Below are 16,750 nucleotides of genomic sequence, written 5' to 3'. Positions count from 1 at the left end.
TCAATATGCGAAGATAGCTCTAGTTGATATCGACGAACGCACCCTTGATCTTGTTCGCCCCACGCGAACGGGTGAGCACGTAGTTGCCGCGGATGAGGATCTTTCCGGCACGTGTCAAAACTATACTGGCATCGCCGCAGCGCAACTCGATTTCGCGGTCGGCCCTTAGGACTACGCGCTCACCGTCGACCTTGAAATTTGGCATCGCTGCCGATACTGCCCGCTCGTGGGCGCGGCCAATGATAATGGGCGAACGAACATCGCCTTTCTCGAACGCCACCACAATTTTTGTGCCTACTTCGCTTTCCGTAAATCCAATCGTCGAAAGCGCCCTGACTGGTTCCAGTTCGTCACTCAATATAACCAGGAATTGCCCATCGTCATTGAAGCCGGCGAAGGTAGCGATCGATACACCCTCCCCTGTCAGCTTTGCCCCACCGGCAACCTCGGTCAGGAGAGTTCGTACACTTTGAAGATCGGTATGGTCCATGGTCAGTCCTCTCCCAGATTGGAGCCTTTGATTTTGATGGAGCCGCCTGCCTTGAAGGATGCGCTGCCATCCGCCTTAAGGGTAAGTTTGGCTCCCTTGATCGTGATGCCACTGGAGTTCATGATAATTTTGCTACCCCCTGCCTTGAGAATGATGGTGGGAGCCTCGGCCAGTAAGGTTGCCCCGGCTTTGATCTTGAATGGACCTTTTGAGGTCTGGTTGATAACCGCTGCGCTCAATTTATGCGGTCCACCTATTGAGAATGACTGCAAGGCACCCACATTCGTCTTTTGCACACCACCCACGCTTACCATCTGTGCACCGCCCACACTCACCATCTGCGCTCCCCCCACGGTAACAGCCTCAGCCGCGCCGACATTGTGCATGCGGCCCGCCCCTACCGAGTGCATTTCCGCCAGTGATATGGTTGTGGTTTGAGCTCCATTTACCGTATGGCCCCGTACGCCATTAATCGTAACAGTTTCTCCGCCATTGACCGTTTCAGTGCGATGGCCTGTAATCGTAATATTTTCCGCCCCGCCGACGGTTTCGGTTCGATTCACGCCCACGTGCAACTTCTGACTGTTTCCAATCGTTTCGGAATCATCGACATCGACGCTGTCAGTCCGGTTGTTACGTACAGTCGTGGTCTGATCATGCTCAACCGTGGTATTCATATCGTACTGACCATGAATCGTGATCTTCTCCTTGCCTTTCGTATCATTTGCGGAGATTTCGTTATAACCTCCGCCACCGGGCGTACTGTTAGACTTCAGTCCGCTTACCATCCCATCTCCGGGTAATGAATAGGGTGGCATACTCTCAGCGTTATAGACGCGACCGGTGATGATGGGCTGATCAGGGTCACCCTCAAGGAAATCTACGATGACCTCCTGGCCAATGCGAGGGACAGAAACTGATCCCCAACCTTTTCCCGCCCAGGGATGTGACACACGCATCCAACAGGAACTATTCTCGTCTCTCTTGCCGTAGCGATCCCAATGGAATTGCGCTTTCACGCGACCGTATTTATCAGTATATATCTCATCACCTGCAGGCCCTACCACGATGGCCGTTTGCGGGCCCTGAACAATGGGCTTTCGTGTGGTGCGAGTCGGCCGAAAAGCCTCTTTACTGGCAAGCGCCATAAACCGGCAACTGTACCTCGCCCCTTCTCCTTGCGTAGACTCATATTCATCGGTAGCAAAGTTATGATTGGCTGAAACGACGAGATATTCCCGGTTCTGGTCAACACGCGGCTGGCCTGTAAGCTCGAAGAGATGCCCCACAGCCATTCCCCTTGCGTTGGTTCCGCCATTAACAAGCTCGTATTGAGCTTGCAATTCCTCCAAGCGAGTCTGAGCGTAGTGCTCGCCCTCGCTTGCCAGCACATATTCACCAGGATAGTCGAAGTACTCGTGTTCCGCTTCAGCGTAATTCCGTGTGAGCTTTCTTTTCTGCTGGAGCTCGACGCTCGGACGCTCAAAATCATAATCATCAATTACATAAGCGCCCGGCTGAATCTCACACGAGAACACCCAATCATTAATGCATTCCTGCTCTATGCGCATCGGTCGACCAGGACCAATATAGGGTATTTGCGCATAATTTTGAAAAGGCGAGTGCGCGCTGTAGGAATCAGCCAGCACCAGCGTGTGCTTACCTTCGCTGTGTTTGAAGTAGTAATAGATCCCTTCCTGCTCCATTAACCGACTGACAAAATTGAAATCAGTTTCCCGATATTGAACGCAATAGGTCCATGCCTGGTAGGTACCGGTCAAATTGTCTTCGATAACGGCACTCGGGTACTTGTTGAATATTTCCTTGATCACTTCAGGCACCTTCTTGGCCTGAAAGATGCGGCAATCGGAAGTACGAGTAAGCAACCAGAGCCATGGCCTGCCGGTTATCTGGTAGCAGTAATAGCGTCCGTGCACACCCGCCAATCCAAAACGAGTAACGTAGCCGTCAAAACAGCGGAAGCCACCTTCTGGCAACTCAAGCTTCACCGTTACATTTTTGCCCAACAGCTTGTCAGGATCGATGTCGTTCTTTTCGGACAATACACTTATGTTGTACTCAAAAAGGCGGCCCAGCGCTTCGCTGGCGGTCATGCTGTGAAATAGCAGGATATTGTTACCGAGCGGAGTAGTAATTGTTATTACGTGCGCCATCTTATCCTTCCTACGTCAGTATTTCGGTTGTCGGATTTCAATCTGTCACAGATTGGAAGTCTTCCCATTAACCATGGCTATCACTAATCTCGGATACAACCTTTTGAGTCTCCAATTCTTCCCGCAAAAAGACTGTCACATTATTGCTTGGATTATCTTCAGCCACCAACCTCACAAATATCTCTTCTGGACTCATCGCCCCCGCGAGATAAACAGGCAAAGCTTCAATGAATTCTTGCCAGCCCTGCATGGTCTCATCAAGTTCAACTACGCGCTGTCCATCAAGCTCGATTCCCAGGCAAATAAGATCACCTGCGTATACATCACGCTTGTATGCAACCACTTGACTCACCGCTGTCCATGGCAAAACAATCGATCCATCGCCACCGTCAGATAGGCGACCCTCAATCGCAATCCCATTGTCACGCGCGACAACCCGAAACTGTGGAGAATCGCATTTGCCATCGTTTGTCAGCTCTCGAAACCGTGTCCACCATGAGGTCATTACAGAAGTCTCCTCATTTCAGTCCATATTTCGCTTCTGGGCTGAGCTAGCGATTTTCTTACTGCCATGTCAGGCACGTAACCCAATCATATGCTGCGGAGCCTATGGCACGCCCTGATTTCCGACCAGCGTATCCGAGGCCGCCGCCAACGATGAAGCCACCGACAAGGCAAGCGGTTCCTGTCGTAACTTCACCCACGACAGGGATCGTCAACGTTGGCGATGCATATGCCGCAAATGTCGCACACCCCGCCCAAAAACCAGCCATACCAAATCCCACGCCACCTGCGAGTCCACCAACTTCCTCTGCGGTGACACGACTCCGCTCTTCTGGGCTAGCTTGCACAATCACAACACTCGTAAGGACCACGTCTAGCCCAATAAGCGCAGGCCCCGCAACTCGCGACACAATCGCGAGGCGGTCGACTACCACCCGTGTTTTGCCAGCGCTTTCCAACACGGCTCGAATTGAACCCTTCTCGGCGAGGAGTTTTTCGAGATTGGGAAGGCTCGCCGCCGGCTTAAGTACTTCGGAGTAAAGCCGCCCGAAGGGTGTGAGCTGGTTGCGGATTCTGAGAAGCTCCCGGTTTCGCGCATCTACAAGCCCTCGCACTTCCTCTTGCGTAAAGATGCCACGTTTCAGCCATTCGTCGGCTTGGCGCTGAAAACCTGAATTGATTTTATCGTAAGCGGATCGCCAGAATGCATCCCATGTTGTTGGTGCAGCTAAATTGAAAGTGATGTCGACGGCAGTCTTTAGTTCGGGGACGACAGTCACGTAAGTGGGCTGTTGAATCTGACCGCTGACTGGCCCAGGTATCGCGGACGCAGCGCGACATAATGTACCATCCTCATTTATAGTCGCGAGCGGACTACTTTCAGTGCATATGGGTCCAAGAGGATATCCGTCTGCCATTATCATTCCTCTGGTCTTACTGAACCGTTGCCTGGTAGACGTGATGACCACGCGTGCCAGCCTGCACGAAACGGGTTACATACCCATTGAAGTGGCGAAGCTGCCCCCCCGCAAGTTCTACTTTGACAGTGACGTTTCTACCCAGAATTTCATCCAGATTGATGTCATTGCGGATACTCAGGGCATCGATCTGAAACTCGCTCAGGCGGGACAACTCTTCCCGTGCGTGCATGCGATGAAACAGCAGCACATCGGCACCGAGAGGAGTAATCAGCTCAAAAGTCCTGGCCATTCGCGTCTCACAGACTTGACTTGAAAGTTGTCATTTTATTTTGGCACAGCGGTTAACGTTCTGTCATCTTTAATCGCGTTGCTATTTGCTTTGCGGCTGGTAACCACCCACCCTGCTACCGCACTTCCACCTTCCATACGTAGCACGGCAGGCTCTATCGCAAACATGCTGAAGCCAGCAGCGGGCAGCACTTGTCGCAGATATTCGTTACTATGGCTGTAACGGCCGTGCGGGTTAATGCGATAGCCGGTGCTGATAGCTTTATTGGTAGCTTCATCGGCAGCCGCTTCGACAGTAAATATAAGCAAACCATCCTCCTGCAAAGCCCGATGCGCAGCATCGAGCACCTCTTCCAGGGAGCCGAAATAGACCAGGGTATCAGCCGAGACAATAAGATTGAAAGCACCAGACTGCGCAAGGAGATAGGTGGTCAATTCTGACTTGATCAACTCATCATAAGTATTCCTGCCGCGCGCTTTGGCAAGCATGCCCGACGATAAATCCACGCCCACCAGCCGATGGATGTATTGGGTGATCAAGGGGCCGCACAAGCCGGTGCCACAACCCGCATCAAGGGCCATAAGACGTTTCTCGGGCGCTCCACAAGCGCTGGCTAACGCCTCAGCAATCAGATCAGGAGCACGGTAGGCGAGCTTTTCCAGCTTGGCATCAAAACTGTCGGCGAAACGATCGAAGGTGGATTCGACATACTCGTCTGAAGCGCGTGGCGGCACATTTTGCCCCGAACATGCCGATAGCATGTGTTTCGCCACCGGACTGTCCGGCTCTTCAGCGAGCCATTGCCGGTAAACTTCAGCTGCTTTCTCCGTCTGCCCCAGGGTGTAATAGGCGATGCCGAGCAGCTTGCGCGAATCCGGATTATGACGCATCAAGGTGATCGCCTTGCAGTACCAGGCGATCGCCTCTTTGGTTTTTCCCTGAGCCGACAGCAGCTTGCCCATGTTGTTATGGGCATCAACGTGATCCGGGTTTAGCTCGATCGCCTTCTGATAGGCTGCGGCAGCTTCATCAAATCGCCCGAGAGCCTTCGACAAGGCACCGAGGTTATTGTGGGCGTTGGCATGATCGGGAGCCAGCGCGATGACTTTTTTATAGGCTTCGGCAGCCTCGGCGAGCCGCTCCATTTCAACCAGCACGTTGCCAAGATTGTTGTAATAATTGGGTTCGCCGAGGTCTAACGCAATGGATTTACGGATAAGCTCGATCCCCGAGTCGCTATCGCCACCCTGATGTAAGAGTACGCCGAGAAAGTGTTGCGCATCCGCACAGTCCGGTGCGATATCGAGAACCTTCCGGTAGAGGGTTTCCGCCTCAGTCAGGTGGCCGCGACGGTGAATCTGCAAGGCAAGCGCCAGCGCATCGGGGAGACTCAGCTCCGAAATGGTCTCCCGTTCACTCTCAACTTCGTTCTGAACGTCAGGATGCATAGGTATATACCGCTATATGGTTTCCAGTAGGATGGGTAAAGCATAGCGCAACCCATCATTCGCTTTATTCCACACCGATGCTTAAATCATACCCTATCCATGCCAGCTATTTATTCGACCAACCTGTCAATGTAAATCCCGGGACTGGAATCCGGAATTTCAATGACGTTTACAACTCGTTGATAGAACTCCAGGGAACTGGCCCCACCTATCACAGCATATGCATAACCAGCAGTTACCATTGAGTATAGACTAGAAAGTAACAGGCCGCGCCCGATGCCCTGTCCGCGTGCGGACTCAATCACGCCAATGGGACCAAACATCCCACGGCTGGTGCTATCGTAGCAGGCAAAACCCAGGATTGCGCCGTCCTCTGTTGCGAGATGGCACGAGATCGGCCGGTTGCTGAACGCCACATCACATTCGCTCGCCCATCCCATACTAAAGTGCTCACGAACCCAATTAACAACCTGATGCTTTTCGTAAGCCATTGCGCGACGGCAACACGCACCCTCATACGCCGAATTCTTCAGAGTCGATTTTGTATCCGGCAGATCGTATAGTTTTACCAGAAGGTCAGACAATGGTGGTATCCCCCTTCGCCATTAGCGACGTGAATATGCCGATGAAATGCGTGTGGTGCTTAGCTTCCGCCATTTCAATGGTTGTCAGGCTTTCTTTACTCAAATCCATACCCAAACTCCCCGTCCTTCACACTCACTTGCACTCGCGTCACCGGCTTACCCTCGACCATGTGCTTCAAAAATTCCTCGCTGATACGCGGCAGCACCGTATTGGTAAGAATGGTATCGATCATCCGCCCGCCACTTTCCAGTTCTGTGCAGCGGCTGACGATAAGTTTCACTGTTTCGTCATCATAGGCGAATGGAATTTTATGGTTCTCCATGATACGTTTTTTGATCCGGCCCAGTTGCAGCCGTGCGATGGTGCCGATCATCTCGTCATTCAGCGGATAGTACGGAATTGTTACCAACCGCCCCAGCAACGCGGGCGGAAACACCTTCAGCAGCGGCTCGCGCAGCGACTTGCCGAGCGAATCCGCATCGGGCATCAATTCGGGGTCGCGGCACATGCCCATGATGAGATCGGTGCCGACATTGGTGGTGAGCAAGATAATAGTGTTTTTGAAATTAATATGACGCCCTTCGCCATCTTCCATCCAGCCCTTGTCGAATACCTGGAAGAAGATTTCGTGCACGTCCGGGTGGGCCTTTTCCATTTCATCCAGCAGCACTACGCTGTAGGGTCGACGCCGCACGGCTTCGGTTAGGACGCCGCCCTCACCGTAGCCGACGTAGCCGGGTGGTGCGCCTTTCAGAGTTGATACGGTGTGGGCTTCCTGAAATTCGCTCATGTTGATGGTGATAACGTTCTGCTCGCCGCCGTAGAGCGATTCGGCCAGCGCCAGGGCGGTTTCCGTTTTGCCCACGCCGGAAGGACCGCAGAGCATGAACACCCCGATTGGCTTATTTGGGTTATCCAGTTTCGCGCGCGATGTCTGAATGCGCCGGGCGATCATTTCCAGGGCATGGCGCTGGCCGATGATTCGCTGGTTCAAGGTATCGGCAAGTTTGAGTACTGCCTCGACCTCGTTCTTCACCATGCGGCCAACCGGAATGCCGGTCCAGTCGGCAACCACCGATGAAACCACTTGGGCATCCACTGTGGGCATGATGAGAGGCGTCTCACCTTGAAGTGCATCCAGTTTCGTCTGGAGGTCATGCAACTCGGCCAGTAGCTTGTGGCGTTCTTCCGCACTAAGCCCGGCTTCATCCGCAGATGGACTGGCGGGTACGGGGGCTTCCGCAGACCCGGTGGGTTGCGATGTCTCTGGCGCTTCGTCTTTCGAAACTGCCTGTGGAGCGGCCTGTAGAGCGTCTTCAGGCTTGCCATCCGGCACAGGCGCAGCCACGCTACTGGAGCTGGGGCTCTCCGGTGCAACGCCCGGCACTTTCACATCCACGGGTTTACCACCCACGCGCAGCTTACCGCGCAGTTCGAGTATGTGATCGACAAGCCCTTTTTCCTCCTGCCAGCGCGCATCGAGACCAGCCAGATGTTCTTTTTCCGCAGCTTGCTTCTGCTCCACATCGCTCCGCCTTACACCAACATCGAATCCGATCTCTTCTTCACGGCCGATGATCTCCAGCTCCGTCTGCAACGCCTCCATGCGGCGCTGGCAATCCTCCACCTCGGCCGGGGTGGCATACTGGCTGATGGCCACCCGTGCGCAGGTCGTATCGAGCAAACTCACGGCCTTGTCCGGTAACTGGCGGGCTGGAATGTAGCGATGCGACAACTTGACTGCGGCTTCCAGCGCCTCGTCGAGCAACTGCACGCGGTGATGTTTCTCCAGTGTCGAGGCGACACCGCGCACCATCAGGATCGCTTTCTCTTCTGTCGGTTCAAGTATCTGCACAACCTGGAAACGACGGGTGAGCGCCGGATCTTTCTCAAAATATTTCCGATACTCCGCCCACGTGGTGGCGCCGATGGTGCGCAGTGTGCCACGCGCAAGGGCGGGTTTCAGCAAATTGGCCGCGTCACCCGTACCTGCGGGACCGCCCGCGCCGATCAGCGTATGCGCTTCGTCAATAAAGAGGATGATCGGCTTGGGAGAAGCCTGTACCTCGTCGATCACCTGTCGCAAGCGGTTTTCGAATTCACCCTTCATGCTGGCCCCAGCCTGCAAGAGGCCGATATCCAGCGTGAGAAGCGAAACGTCCTTCAAGGGTGGCGGCACATCGCCCTTGGCAATCCGCAGCGCAAAGCCCTCCACCACCGCCGTCTTGCCTACCCCGGCTTCACCGGTGAGGATGGGGTTGTTCTGCCGGCGGCGCATGAGGATGTCGACGATCTGACGAATCTCCTCGTCCCGGCCTGTTACGGGATCGATTTCGCCTTTGCGCGCTCGGGCAATCAGATCCACCGAAAATTTCTTCAGCGCCTCCTGCTTGCCCATCTGTGCTGGCGCTATCGCCCCGCTCGCTTCCCCAGGCGCACTACCTGAACCATCGGTTGCGCGTAAATGCTCCTCCGGCGAACCAGCGACAATTTTTGCGAACTCGTCTGCCAGTGTATCCGGGCGAATACGTTCGAACTGGCGCGAGATATTGAACAAGGCATTGCGCAAACTGGAGGTTTTGAGCATGCCAACCAGAAGGTGACCGGTCCTTACCTGTCCTTCACCAAACATCAGCGTGCCATAGACCCAGCCGCGCTCTACCGCATATTCAATATGCTCCGACAGATCAGAGATAGACGTGGCGCCGCGCGGCAACCGGTCGAGCGCATTGGTGATGTCTTTGGCAAAGCGGGAGTTATCGAGCTCGAAATGCTTGAAGATGCGATGCAGGTCCGAATCCTGATTAGCCAGGATCTGCTGCAACCAGTGCTCCAGCTCGACATAAGGGTTACCGCGCAGCTTGCAGAAGACCGTTGCGCCTTCGATTGCCTTGTAGGCCAGGCTGTTCAGCTTGCCGAACAGCGCGACACGACTGATTTCACTCATGCTACCTCCCCTTCCCTTTATGGTCGTATCTGACCCGGACCAGTAATCCCGGATTGCCGAGAAATCAGGCGCTCTGCATTCAGATTCAAATCAGCTGCGTCGGTGGCGGCGGAACGGGTACCCAGCCAGGTAGTCCAGCCCAGGCGCCCAAACTGCCCCAGGCTGGCCTTTGGCACTTCGTCGTGTGCGAGTACGAGCTGTACGTCCCATTCCAACTCAAAGCAAAAATATTGCCTTACCCAGGCCACAAGCCGCCCGATCGCCTTTCCTCCCGGCAGGAAGCTCTCGTATTGGCTCAGCGTAAGCGGACCCAGCCGGATCCTGAATTTATGCTGCCGATCCCAGATTCGAGCGCCCAGCACGGCGCCAACTCCCAATTGCGCGCTTGCATCACCGGTGTCACCGGCGGATAGCCGCGTTTGATCGCGTGCGGGTATGCGCATCCAGTGGCCGGCGAATTCGTCTATCTCTACCGGCACGCGGAAATAGGAGGCAAGCAACGCAATGATGCCGTCGCGGTTGCGCACCTGCCGGCCCAGCAAACCGGCAAAGAACAGCTTGGCGAAATCGCCGATCTCGTCACGCTCACGCATCCTGCTGCCGGCCAGACCTTCGAGCGCGCCTACATAAACCGTAAATCGATCCTCGCGCGGCCTGTCCAGGCTGACCGTCGGCCGCGCTTGTGCCCATGCGCGGTAGAACAGCATCAGAAAGCGATGATTAAGCATATCCAGAAAATGCACGAAGGTCGCATCCCCCGCGTTGAGCAACCGCGCACGGGCATACTCCGTCAGATGCAATGGCAGCGGACCATTGGGTCCAAGAAGGCCAAAGAAACGAACCTCCATTCGCCCCGGCCGCCCACCGGCGGGCAGGTGAAACGATGAAAGCGAAGAAGGCGCGAATATCATCGAGGGCTCTTGAGCAAGCCTTATCGCCTCGTCAATGGGGCGCAATCCCATCCCCAGCTTCGGCTTGCCTGGATATAGACACTCGATACGCCGCAGCGCCTGGAAGAAATCGTGGTTGAAAGGCTTATCCGCCAGGGCGCGAAAATAGGTCAGAGGATCGGGCGTGCCCCGCATCGTGGCCTCCAGCGCATGATTTCAGTCCGCTCGACAGAGGAAAGAACGGTTTCCGTGAATGAATTGAGGGAAACATGACGGGCGAAGAACTGCTCCATCACGCTGCCAAAGAGGAATGCGCTACCGCCCTGGAATGCGAGCTCTTCGAGGTACAGTTCGACTTCCAGTCCCCGGCCGAAGGTGATCGGACCCGGCATGGGCAACCGGCGCACCAAGGGCTTTACCGACACCTTTCGAACCCCTTCGATCTGTTTCTTGATGGCCGCGTCGGAACTCATCGCATACAGTTCCAGCATTTCACGCAACGCAGCCGCACCTTCGCGTCCCCCGGTATTCATCAGGGAAAGGTAGTTGAGCGACAGATGACTGACGAATTGCCAGGCAATTCCTCCATTCCATATCGGCGAGTAGGGTTTGGAAGGTCCCTTGACACAGCGAATAGTATCCAGCGGCGCCGCGCTGTCCAGGGTGAAATCCGTCTTACCCGCGCCCAGCGGCATCAGCAGGGGCAGATCCCGATTGGTGCATAGCGTGGTGATTGCCAATTGCCGAAGGTCACCGGAATAAGGTGCCTCTTCAGGATCGACCAGCGAGAGGAAAACTTCGCTGCCAATATAGCTGGACCGGGTACCGGTGCGCTTTTGCCCGGACGATAGCAGGCGCGGCTCACGCTGTACAGTAAAATAGGCCTGACGCTCCTGCGATTCGGTATGATAGGCCGCATAAAATGGAAGAAAAGCCTGTTCACTGTCGCTGCCTACACCGTATCCCGTTACGCTGCTGACTTCGAAGACTTCGAAATCCATCGGCTGCGTGCGGTCCGCAACGACATGATATTCATAAGTATTATCAGAGAGATGGATACGGTCGGCGCGCTTGTGGAAGAGATTGATCGCGGGCGCACAAAAAAGGGAGAAATTCGCCCGATCGACTACATTCTCCAGCACCGCGTTACCGCGCGAAAATAACAGGACGATTTCCAGTTCGTCCCCCTCATGTTTTCGTACCGCCGGTCCCAGTCCATCGATGTCAATAAACAGGAATCGCTGCGGAAACGCAAAATATTCCTGCAACAGCCGGTAACCCTGAAAACCGCGCAGGCTGACAGGTAGAAGCGCTTGCTCATCGCTGTACCCCACCGGCTGAATGTTGCGCGCCGGCAGAAATTGATGCCAGGGCCATGGCCCTACCGCCGGGGCTGGGGCCACCGCCACGCCCAGCGGCGCACCAAGACATAGTTCGTGCAGCTTGTAGGCAACCTCATCACCACCGGACAAAAACAGCCGCAGCCGATCGAGGCCCACCTGATTGAATTTCAACCCCGCGGTAGACTTGATTCTTAAGCGAACTCCGCCCTTTACAGGCTGGGCCAGCGGCAATTTGTTGAGCGGCAAATCCGGCGCAAAAGTGAAGTATTCGGCATGGGTTATTTCTAACGGCCAAAGGGTAATATCCTGCGCCGTGCGGAACTCGCACGCCGTGGTATCGTTTTTCCCCAGCTGGCTGCGCATGGAACTGTCGCGAGGAATGGTAAACCCCTGCGCAAGATTGGTTTCGGAGAGTTGCGGGCGGAACTGGGCTACCAGCATCGCCGGTGTGGGCGCCAGATAATTAGGATAGACAATCTCCAGCAGGCGTTGGGTGAAACGCGGAAACTCGGCGTCGAGTTTAAGTTGCACCCGCGCTGCCAAAAACGCCACGCCTTCCATGAGTCTTTCGACATACGGATCGGCGACTTCAATACCATCCATGCCAAGACGGCCGGCGATCTTGGGAAATTGTGCGGCGAACTCGGCACCCATCTCGCGCATGTAGGCGAGTTCCCGATTGTAATGACGCAGCAGGCGGGGATCCATTTATTGGTGCTCGCGGTAATGGCAATATAAAAATCTTTTCTTTGACCGCAACATCCCGAAGGCAACGGGAGATTTGGAATCAAAGAATTCTTTCATCTATGCGCCCCTATTTCTACAGAGCTCGAGGGCATGAATCCACCGCCAGGATTTACAGCTCTGACCGCCCCAGATCACGAATTTCCACCTGCCCCGTCTCAAGATCCACATCGGTCCGCAGCAGCAACTCCAGCGGCACCGGGTATGCCCATAAATCTCCTCGAATCTGCACGCTGATCACATTGTGACGATCGAGTTGCAAATCACTTACCATCGCCTCGACTTGCAGGCTGGAAGGCGTAATGCGGGGCTCGAAATCGATTATCGCCTGCTTGATCGAACGCTCCAATTCGATGATATCCAGTGTGGAGGCCGTCTCGCCCGAGAGTGCCGGAAGGCCGAAATTAATGACGGAGCGCCCGGCAAAAGGGAAACCGGTGAAATCGTTACTATTACCCAGTCTCGTGGTATTGAACAGCCATGCCAGATCGCGCAGGACGGCCTCACGCAATCGGGCTTTGGTCATGACGCGTTCCCCGCGCGGCTCCAGTTTTTTGTCCGGCTCGTTATCAGCGAGGCGATCAAGTAGCGCCGGTTGCAGCCGTTCCTGGGGAGTCAGATCAACCATATGAGGGGGTAGCCGATTCTCCGGACTCCGCCTCCACGGGTCCGAGCATGATCTTGCGAATATCCATGAGCGGGCTTTCTCCCGCATCCGTTGCGAACATGCGCTGTCCCAACCCGTGATAAACACCAGGTGCGGCTTCGACCCAGATTGTTTTGCGCGCTAGCAGAAGCTGCCCATCATCACTTGTTTCTGAACCCGCATAACGGGCAGGAATCAATGCCACACTCTCGCCGCCATTGTCGAACTGAAAATGTGCAGGCATCCACACCACATCCCGAAGATCCTCCGGCGCATCAATGAAAACTTTGGTGAGACGGGAAAAGGGCACCCAGTAATACCGTCCATTGATGATGGCCTCGCATACCGGTCCCAGGCGGCTGTCGGCGTCGATAATCCAGATGAATGGCTGACCATCGAGGATACCGCTGGTTTCGCTGGCTTCCTCAAACGCCGCGGTGCGCAGCTCGCCGGCTTCCCGGTGTTTTCCTTGCCCACCTCGCAGCAGCGACTCAATCAGCAGCGCGAGCCATTGATCCGGCTGACCAAAAACGATTGGAGTTTTTTTACCTTCGAATACCTGGGCGCGCAACACCTCGCAATGGAGCGCCTCACGATACGTCTGCACCATTGCCAAAGCCCCGGCATCAAGTTCAGCCACAATATTTAACTGATTTAGCGCTCGCTCCCACTGCCCCATTACGGAAAGAAGCTGAAACAGAAAAATTCGCAGCTTGGAGTCGCCGGGTTTGGCACGGACTGCTTCCTGAAGCTGCACCAACGCACCGGGGGGATCCCCGTCACGCAAACTTTGCTCAGCGGCACTGGCCAGGTTCATGACGGACTTCCTTTGTTTAACCCGGATAAATCCATCAAGCGGCTCTCCGAGCCTGCACGAGTACTGGCCGTCAGCTTGCGGCCATTCTCGCCGCCATTTTTGCCACTGGCGCGGCGTCCATAGACCAAACTATGGATTACTCCCAACCGGAAAAACTGTCTCGTAACCTGCCTCACCATCATCTCGCATCCTAATGAGTTATCCGGATTTAAATGAAGCGCCTCAGGATATCTCGGCATCGAAAAGCATGCTTCCCTGGGGCAGCCCATCGGGTCCCTGAGGAACATATTCCACGCTGATTTTCTGAAATGCCAGGCTAAGTCGTTCGGAAAGGTCGCCACTCGACGAGAAGTTGCTGGTGTCCACATCCAGGGCCGTGATTCGTCCCTTTTCGATGCTGATCTTGAAGTACTCGTGCGGAGTTCCGCCCGCCTTGCGTACGGTAAGTACGGCTTTCTTGATCAGATCGTTATTGCGCATTGCGGACATCAGGCCGGTCGACGCACTATCCACTTGCTTGACAATGTTCAGTTCATTCAACGTAGCCTTTGGGCTGGCTCCGCCTCCACTCAGCGTAGTCTTTGCCTGCATGCCCCAGGACCAGTCGTTTACGTCGATCTCATCCTTGTGATTCTCGTCCTGCGCCTCGCCCTTGATCGCACCCTGACGGGCGCTTTCTATCCTCAGAAACATGTCACCCTGGGCCATGATATTTCATCCGATAGTTGGTCTAAGGATTGGTTTACGCAAAGGCTCCGCCCGGACTCTGTTACGATGCCGCTAGCCGAGGTCACAAGAGAAATCGGAACCCAAGCCTCTTTCCCTAATTGAAACAAAGTATTCCTGCGGCCAGACCGGCCATCTGGTGTGGCCGTGCTATCTAGGCCTTGACGTTGGCGGCAATCTTCCAGCCCGCCTCAACCGCCGCATCCCCGCTCCCATCTTCCTTCTGCGGCGTGTATTCCACCTTGAATTCGGCGAAATTGAGCGTGACGTTTTCTGTGATTCTGTCCTCCCCGCCGCTGCCACCGGTCGAGATTGACGAGACGAGAACCTCTTTCATTGTTATCTTGAGGTATTCAAGTGCCGTCTCACCCGCTTTGCGCACCGTCAGCAAACCCTCTTTGAAGTGCTTGCCGTTACAGCAGGAGATGATCAGTGTAGGACTGCCTTTGTCGACATACTTGGTAATGGACAAGTCGTTGACACTTACTTTTCCTGCGCCGCCGCCGCTACCCATATGCGTGGTACCCGACTGACTCATTCCCCAGCTCCAGGCGAGTACATCAGTCTCATCCTTATGCTTGTCATCTATGGATTCACCCTTCACATCATCCAGCTTCAGAAACATGTCAACGGCCATGATTATCTCCTCGTAAAAGAACCTGTCTTTCTTGCTGTTCGCTTAATCCGCCTAATACCTGCGGCGACACAGATAACTTGAGACTTCAAACGTTAAGCCTTCTTTGCAGACGGCAGTTTGGACACCAGGCGCAGCGATACCGTCAGTCCTTCAAGCTGGTAATGGGGTCGGAGGTAAAACTTTGACGTGTAATACCCGGGGTTACCTTCGACTTCTTCCACAACGACTTCAGCGGCAGCCAGCGGCTTACGCGCTTTGGTACTCTCCGATGAATGGGCAGGGTCGCCATCCACATAATTCATGATCCATTTTTGGAGCCATATCTGCATATCTGCACGTTCCTTGAACGAACCGATTTTGTCGCGCACAATGCATTTCAAATAGTGTGCAAAGCGGCAGCAAGCGAATAGATAGGGTAACCGTGCGGACAAATTGGCGTTGGCGGTGGCATCCGGGTCGTCATACTCGAACGGCTTCTGGAGCGATTGGGCGCCGATAAAGGCGGCAAAGTCGGAATTCTTGCGATGCAAGAGCGGCATGAAGCCGTTTTTTGCAAGTTCCGCTTCCCGGCGGTCGCTGATGGCGATTTCAGTGGGACACTTCATATCCACGCCACCATCATCAGTGGGGAAAGTATGCACAGGCAGCCCTTCCACCGCACCCCCGGATTCGACACCGCGGATACGTGAACACCAGCCGTAGAGCTTGAACGAACGGTTGATATTGACAGCCATGGCATAGGCGGCGTTGGCCCAGGTATATCTGCTGTGATCGGCCGCGCCGGTGTCTTCCTCGAAATCGAATTCTTCCACCGGACTGGTTTTTGCTCCATAGGGAATACGTGCGAGAAATCGGGGCATGGCGAGACCCACGTAACGAGAGTCCTCCGACTCGCGGAGCGAACGCCACGAGGCATACTCCGGTGTCGTAAAAATTTTTGTCAGATCACGGGGATTGGCCAGTTCCTGCCAGGAATCCATCTGCATCAAGGTTGGGCTGGCGCCAGCGATAAATGGCATATGGGCTGCCGCTGAAACCTTGGACATTTCACCTAGCAGCTCAACATCAGGTGGATTATGATCAAAAGCATAATCCCCCACCATGCAACCAAAGGGTTCTCCGCCAAACTGTCCGTACTCTGCTTCGTAGATCTTCTTGAACAAGGGACTTTGATCCCAACTGGTACCTTTGTAGCGCTTCAGCGTCTTGCCCAGATCGTTTTTTGAGATGTTCATGAAACGGATCTTCAGCATCTCATCGGTTTCAGTGTTGTTGATCAGGTAGTGAAGTCCCCGCCATGAGCCTTCCAGCTTCTGGAAATCCTGATGATGAATGATCAGATTCACCTGTTCGGAAAGTTTCCGGTCAAGCTCTGCGATAATTGCCTCGATCGATTTGACCACGTCACGGCCGATAAGCTGGGTCTGCGCGAGTGCCTGTTCGGCAAGAGTGCGCACCGCCTGCTCGACGGCACCTTTTGCCTCCTCGGATTTAGGTCTGAACTCCTTCTGCAACAATGAAGCAAACTCGCTTTCCTCCAGTTTTGGGACTTCAGCCTCTGGGGCCTGCTGCTGGGTTTCCGCCATTATC

16 protein-coding genes are annotated in these 16,750 nt (G+C 54.7%); all 16 read right to left on the bottom strand.

The window, feature by feature from the left end; all coding sequences use genetic code 11:
- Positions 1-19 precede the first annotated feature (19 nt).
- Positions 20-490 (bottom strand): DUF6484 domain-containing protein, encoded by a 471-nt coding sequence (locus BLO43_RS00665; RefSeq protein WP_090905089.1) that lies wholly within the window; start codon positions 488-490, stop codon positions 20-22.
- A 2-nt stretch (positions 491-492) separates the two neighbouring features.
- Positions 493-2,664: a type VI secretion system Vgr family protein gene (locus tag BLO43_RS00660; protein ID WP_090905087.1), complete on the bottom strand. Its 2,172-nt coding sequence runs from the start codon at positions 2,662-2,664 to the stop codon at positions 493-495.
- 67 nt (positions 2,665-2,731) lie between these two features.
- Positions 2,732-3,169, bottom strand: coding sequence for a hypothetical protein (locus tag BLO43_RS00655; RefSeq protein WP_090905086.1), 438 nt, complete (start codon positions 3,167-3,169; stop codon positions 2,732-2,734).
- A gap of 58 nt (positions 3,170-3,227) precedes the next feature.
- The gene (locus BLO43_RS00650; RefSeq protein ID WP_090905083.1) at positions 3,228-4,085 is read right to left on the bottom strand and encodes a hypothetical protein; all 858 of its coding nucleotides are present in this window, start codon (positions 4,083-4,085) and stop codon (positions 3,228-3,230) included.
- Between the two features lie 16 nt (positions 4,086-4,101).
- Entirely contained in the window at positions 4,102-4,377 is a 276-nt protein-coding gene (locus BLO43_RS00645; protein WP_090905081.1) for a contractile injection system protein, VgrG/Pvc8 family, read from the bottom strand.
- A 35-nt stretch (positions 4,378-4,412) separates the two neighbouring features.
- Positions 4,413-5,825, bottom strand: a complete 1,413-nt coding sequence (locus BLO43_RS00640; RefSeq protein WP_090905079.1) for a tetratricopeptide repeat protein — start codon at positions 5,823-5,825, stop codon at positions 4,413-4,415.
- Between the two features lie 110 nt (positions 5,826-5,935).
- A complete protein-coding gene (locus BLO43_RS00635) occupies positions 5,936-6,409 on the bottom strand; it encodes a GNAT family N-acetyltransferase (protein ID WP_090905077.1) in 474 nt (157 codons plus the stop codon).
- Positions 6,410-6,504: 95 nt separating this feature from the next.
- Positions 6,505-9,357 carry a type VI secretion system ATPase TssH gene (gene tssH, locus BLO43_RS00630; RefSeq protein ID WP_090905075.1) on the bottom strand — a complete coding sequence of 951 codons (2,853 nt, stop codon included), beginning with the start codon at positions 9,355-9,357 and terminating at the stop codon, positions 6,505-6,507.
- Positions 9,358-9,374: 17 nt separating this feature from the next.
- Complete coding sequence (gene tssG / locus BLO43_RS00625) at positions 9,375-10,442, bottom strand: type VI secretion system baseplate subunit TssG (RefSeq protein WP_090905073.1); 1,068 nt, start codon at positions 10,440-10,442, stop codon at positions 9,375-9,377.
- A complete protein-coding gene (gene tssF / locus BLO43_RS00620) occupies positions 10,418-12,298 on the bottom strand; it encodes a type VI secretion system baseplate subunit TssF (RefSeq protein ID WP_090905071.1) in 1,881 nt (626 codons plus the stop codon). The genes tssG and tssF overlap by 25 nt, the downstream gene beginning before the upstream one ends.
- A gap of 148 nt (positions 12,299-12,446) precedes the next feature.
- On the bottom strand, positions 12,447-12,962 hold the full coding sequence (tssE, locus tag BLO43_RS00615; RefSeq protein WP_090905069.1) for a type VI secretion system baseplate subunit TssE: 516 nt from the start codon (positions 12,960-12,962) through the stop codon (positions 12,447-12,449).
- Complete coding sequence (locus tag BLO43_RS00610; RefSeq protein ID WP_090905067.1) at positions 12,955-13,797, bottom strand: type VI secretion system accessory protein TagJ; 843 nt, start codon at positions 13,795-13,797, stop codon at positions 12,955-12,957. Before BLO43_RS00610 ends, tssE begins: the two co-directional genes overlap by 8 nt.
- Positions 13,794-13,979, bottom strand: a complete 186-nt coding sequence (locus BLO43_RS16620; protein ID WP_090905065.1) for a hypothetical protein — start codon at positions 13,977-13,979, stop codon at positions 13,794-13,796. Before BLO43_RS16620 ends, BLO43_RS00610 begins: the two co-directional genes overlap by 4 nt.
- 40 nt (positions 13,980-14,019) lie before the next feature.
- Positions 14,020-14,505, bottom strand: a complete 486-nt coding sequence (locus tag BLO43_RS00600) for an Hcp family type VI secretion system effector (RefSeq protein ID WP_074632014.1) — start codon at positions 14,503-14,505, stop codon at positions 14,020-14,022.
- 172 nt (positions 14,506-14,677) lie between these two features.
- Entirely contained in the window at positions 14,678-15,160 is a 483-nt protein-coding gene (locus BLO43_RS00595) for an Hcp family type VI secretion system effector (protein WP_090905063.1), read from the bottom strand.
- 92 nt (positions 15,161-15,252) lie between these two features.
- Entirely contained in the window at positions 15,253-16,746 is a 1,494-nt protein-coding gene (gene tssC, locus BLO43_RS00590; protein WP_074632012.1) for a type VI secretion system contractile sheath large subunit, read from the bottom strand.
- Positions 16,747-16,750: the final 4 nt, after the last annotated feature.

Origin of the sequence: Nitrosospira sp. Nsp13 (assembly GCF_900101945.1) — a bacterium.
Classification (GTDB): Bacteria; Pseudomonadota; Gammaproteobacteria; order Burkholderiales; family Nitrosomonadaceae; genus Nitrosospira; species Nitrosospira multiformis_D.
Note: the sequence above shows the minus strand (reverse complement) of the source record. Positions and strands in the feature narration are given on the sequence as shown.

Excerpts from the sequence above, each read along its gene's own strand:
- BLO43_RS00665 (WP_090905089.1), bottom strand. The coding sequence starts at position 490 with ATGGACCATACCGATCTTCAAAGTGTACGAACTCTCCTGACCGAGGTT.
- BLO43_RS00660 (WP_090905087.1), bottom strand. The coding sequence starts at position 2,664 with ATGGCGCACGTAATAACAATTACTACTCCGCTCGGTAACAATATCCTG.
- BLO43_RS00655 (WP_090905086.1), bottom strand. The coding sequence starts at position 3,169 with ATGACCTCATGGTGGACACGGTTTCGAGAGCTGACAAACGATGGCAAA.
- BLO43_RS00650 (WP_090905083.1), bottom strand. The coding sequence starts at position 4,085 with ATGGCAGACGGATATCCTCTTGGACCCATATGCACTGAAAGTAGTCCG.
- BLO43_RS00645 (WP_090905081.1), bottom strand. The coding sequence starts at position 4,377 with ATGGCCAGGACTTTTGAGCTGATTACTCCTCTCGGTGCCGATGTGCTG.
- BLO43_RS00640 (WP_090905079.1), bottom strand. The coding sequence starts at position 5,825 with ATGCATCCTGACGTTCAGAACGAAGTTGAGAGTGAACGGGAGACCATT.
- tssH (WP_090905075.1), bottom strand. The coding sequence starts at position 9,357 with ATGAGTGAAATCAGTCGTGTCGCGCTGTTCGGCAAGCTGAACAGCCTG.
- tssG (WP_090905073.1), bottom strand. The coding sequence starts at position 10,442 with ATGCGGGGCACGCCCGATCCTCTGACCTATTTTCGCGCCCTGGCGGAT.
- tssF (WP_090905071.1), bottom strand. The coding sequence starts at position 12,298 with ATGGATCCCCGCCTGCTGCGTCATTACAATCGGGAACTCGCCTACATG.
- tssE (WP_090905069.1), bottom strand. The coding sequence starts at position 12,962 with ATGGTTGATCTGACTCCCCAGGAACGGCTGCAACCGGCGCTACTTGAT.
- BLO43_RS00610 (WP_090905067.1), bottom strand. The coding sequence starts at position 13,797 with ATGAACCTGGCCAGTGCCGCTGAGCAAAGTTTGCGTGACGGGGATCCC.
- BLO43_RS16620 (WP_090905065.1), bottom strand. The coding sequence starts at position 13,979 with ATGATGGTGAGGCAGGTTACGAGACAGTTTTTCCGGTTGGGAGTAATC.
- BLO43_RS00600 (WP_074632014.1), bottom strand. The coding sequence starts at position 14,505 with ATGGCCCAGGGTGACATGTTTCTGAGGATAGAAAGCGCCCGTCAGGGT.
- BLO43_RS00595 (WP_090905063.1), bottom strand. The coding sequence starts at position 15,160 with ATGGCCGTTGACATGTTTCTGAAGCTGGATGATGTGAAGGGTGAATCC.
- tssC (WP_074632012.1), bottom strand. The coding sequence starts at position 16,746 with ATGGCGGAAACCCAGCAGCAGGCCCCAGAGGCTGAAGTCCCAAAACTG.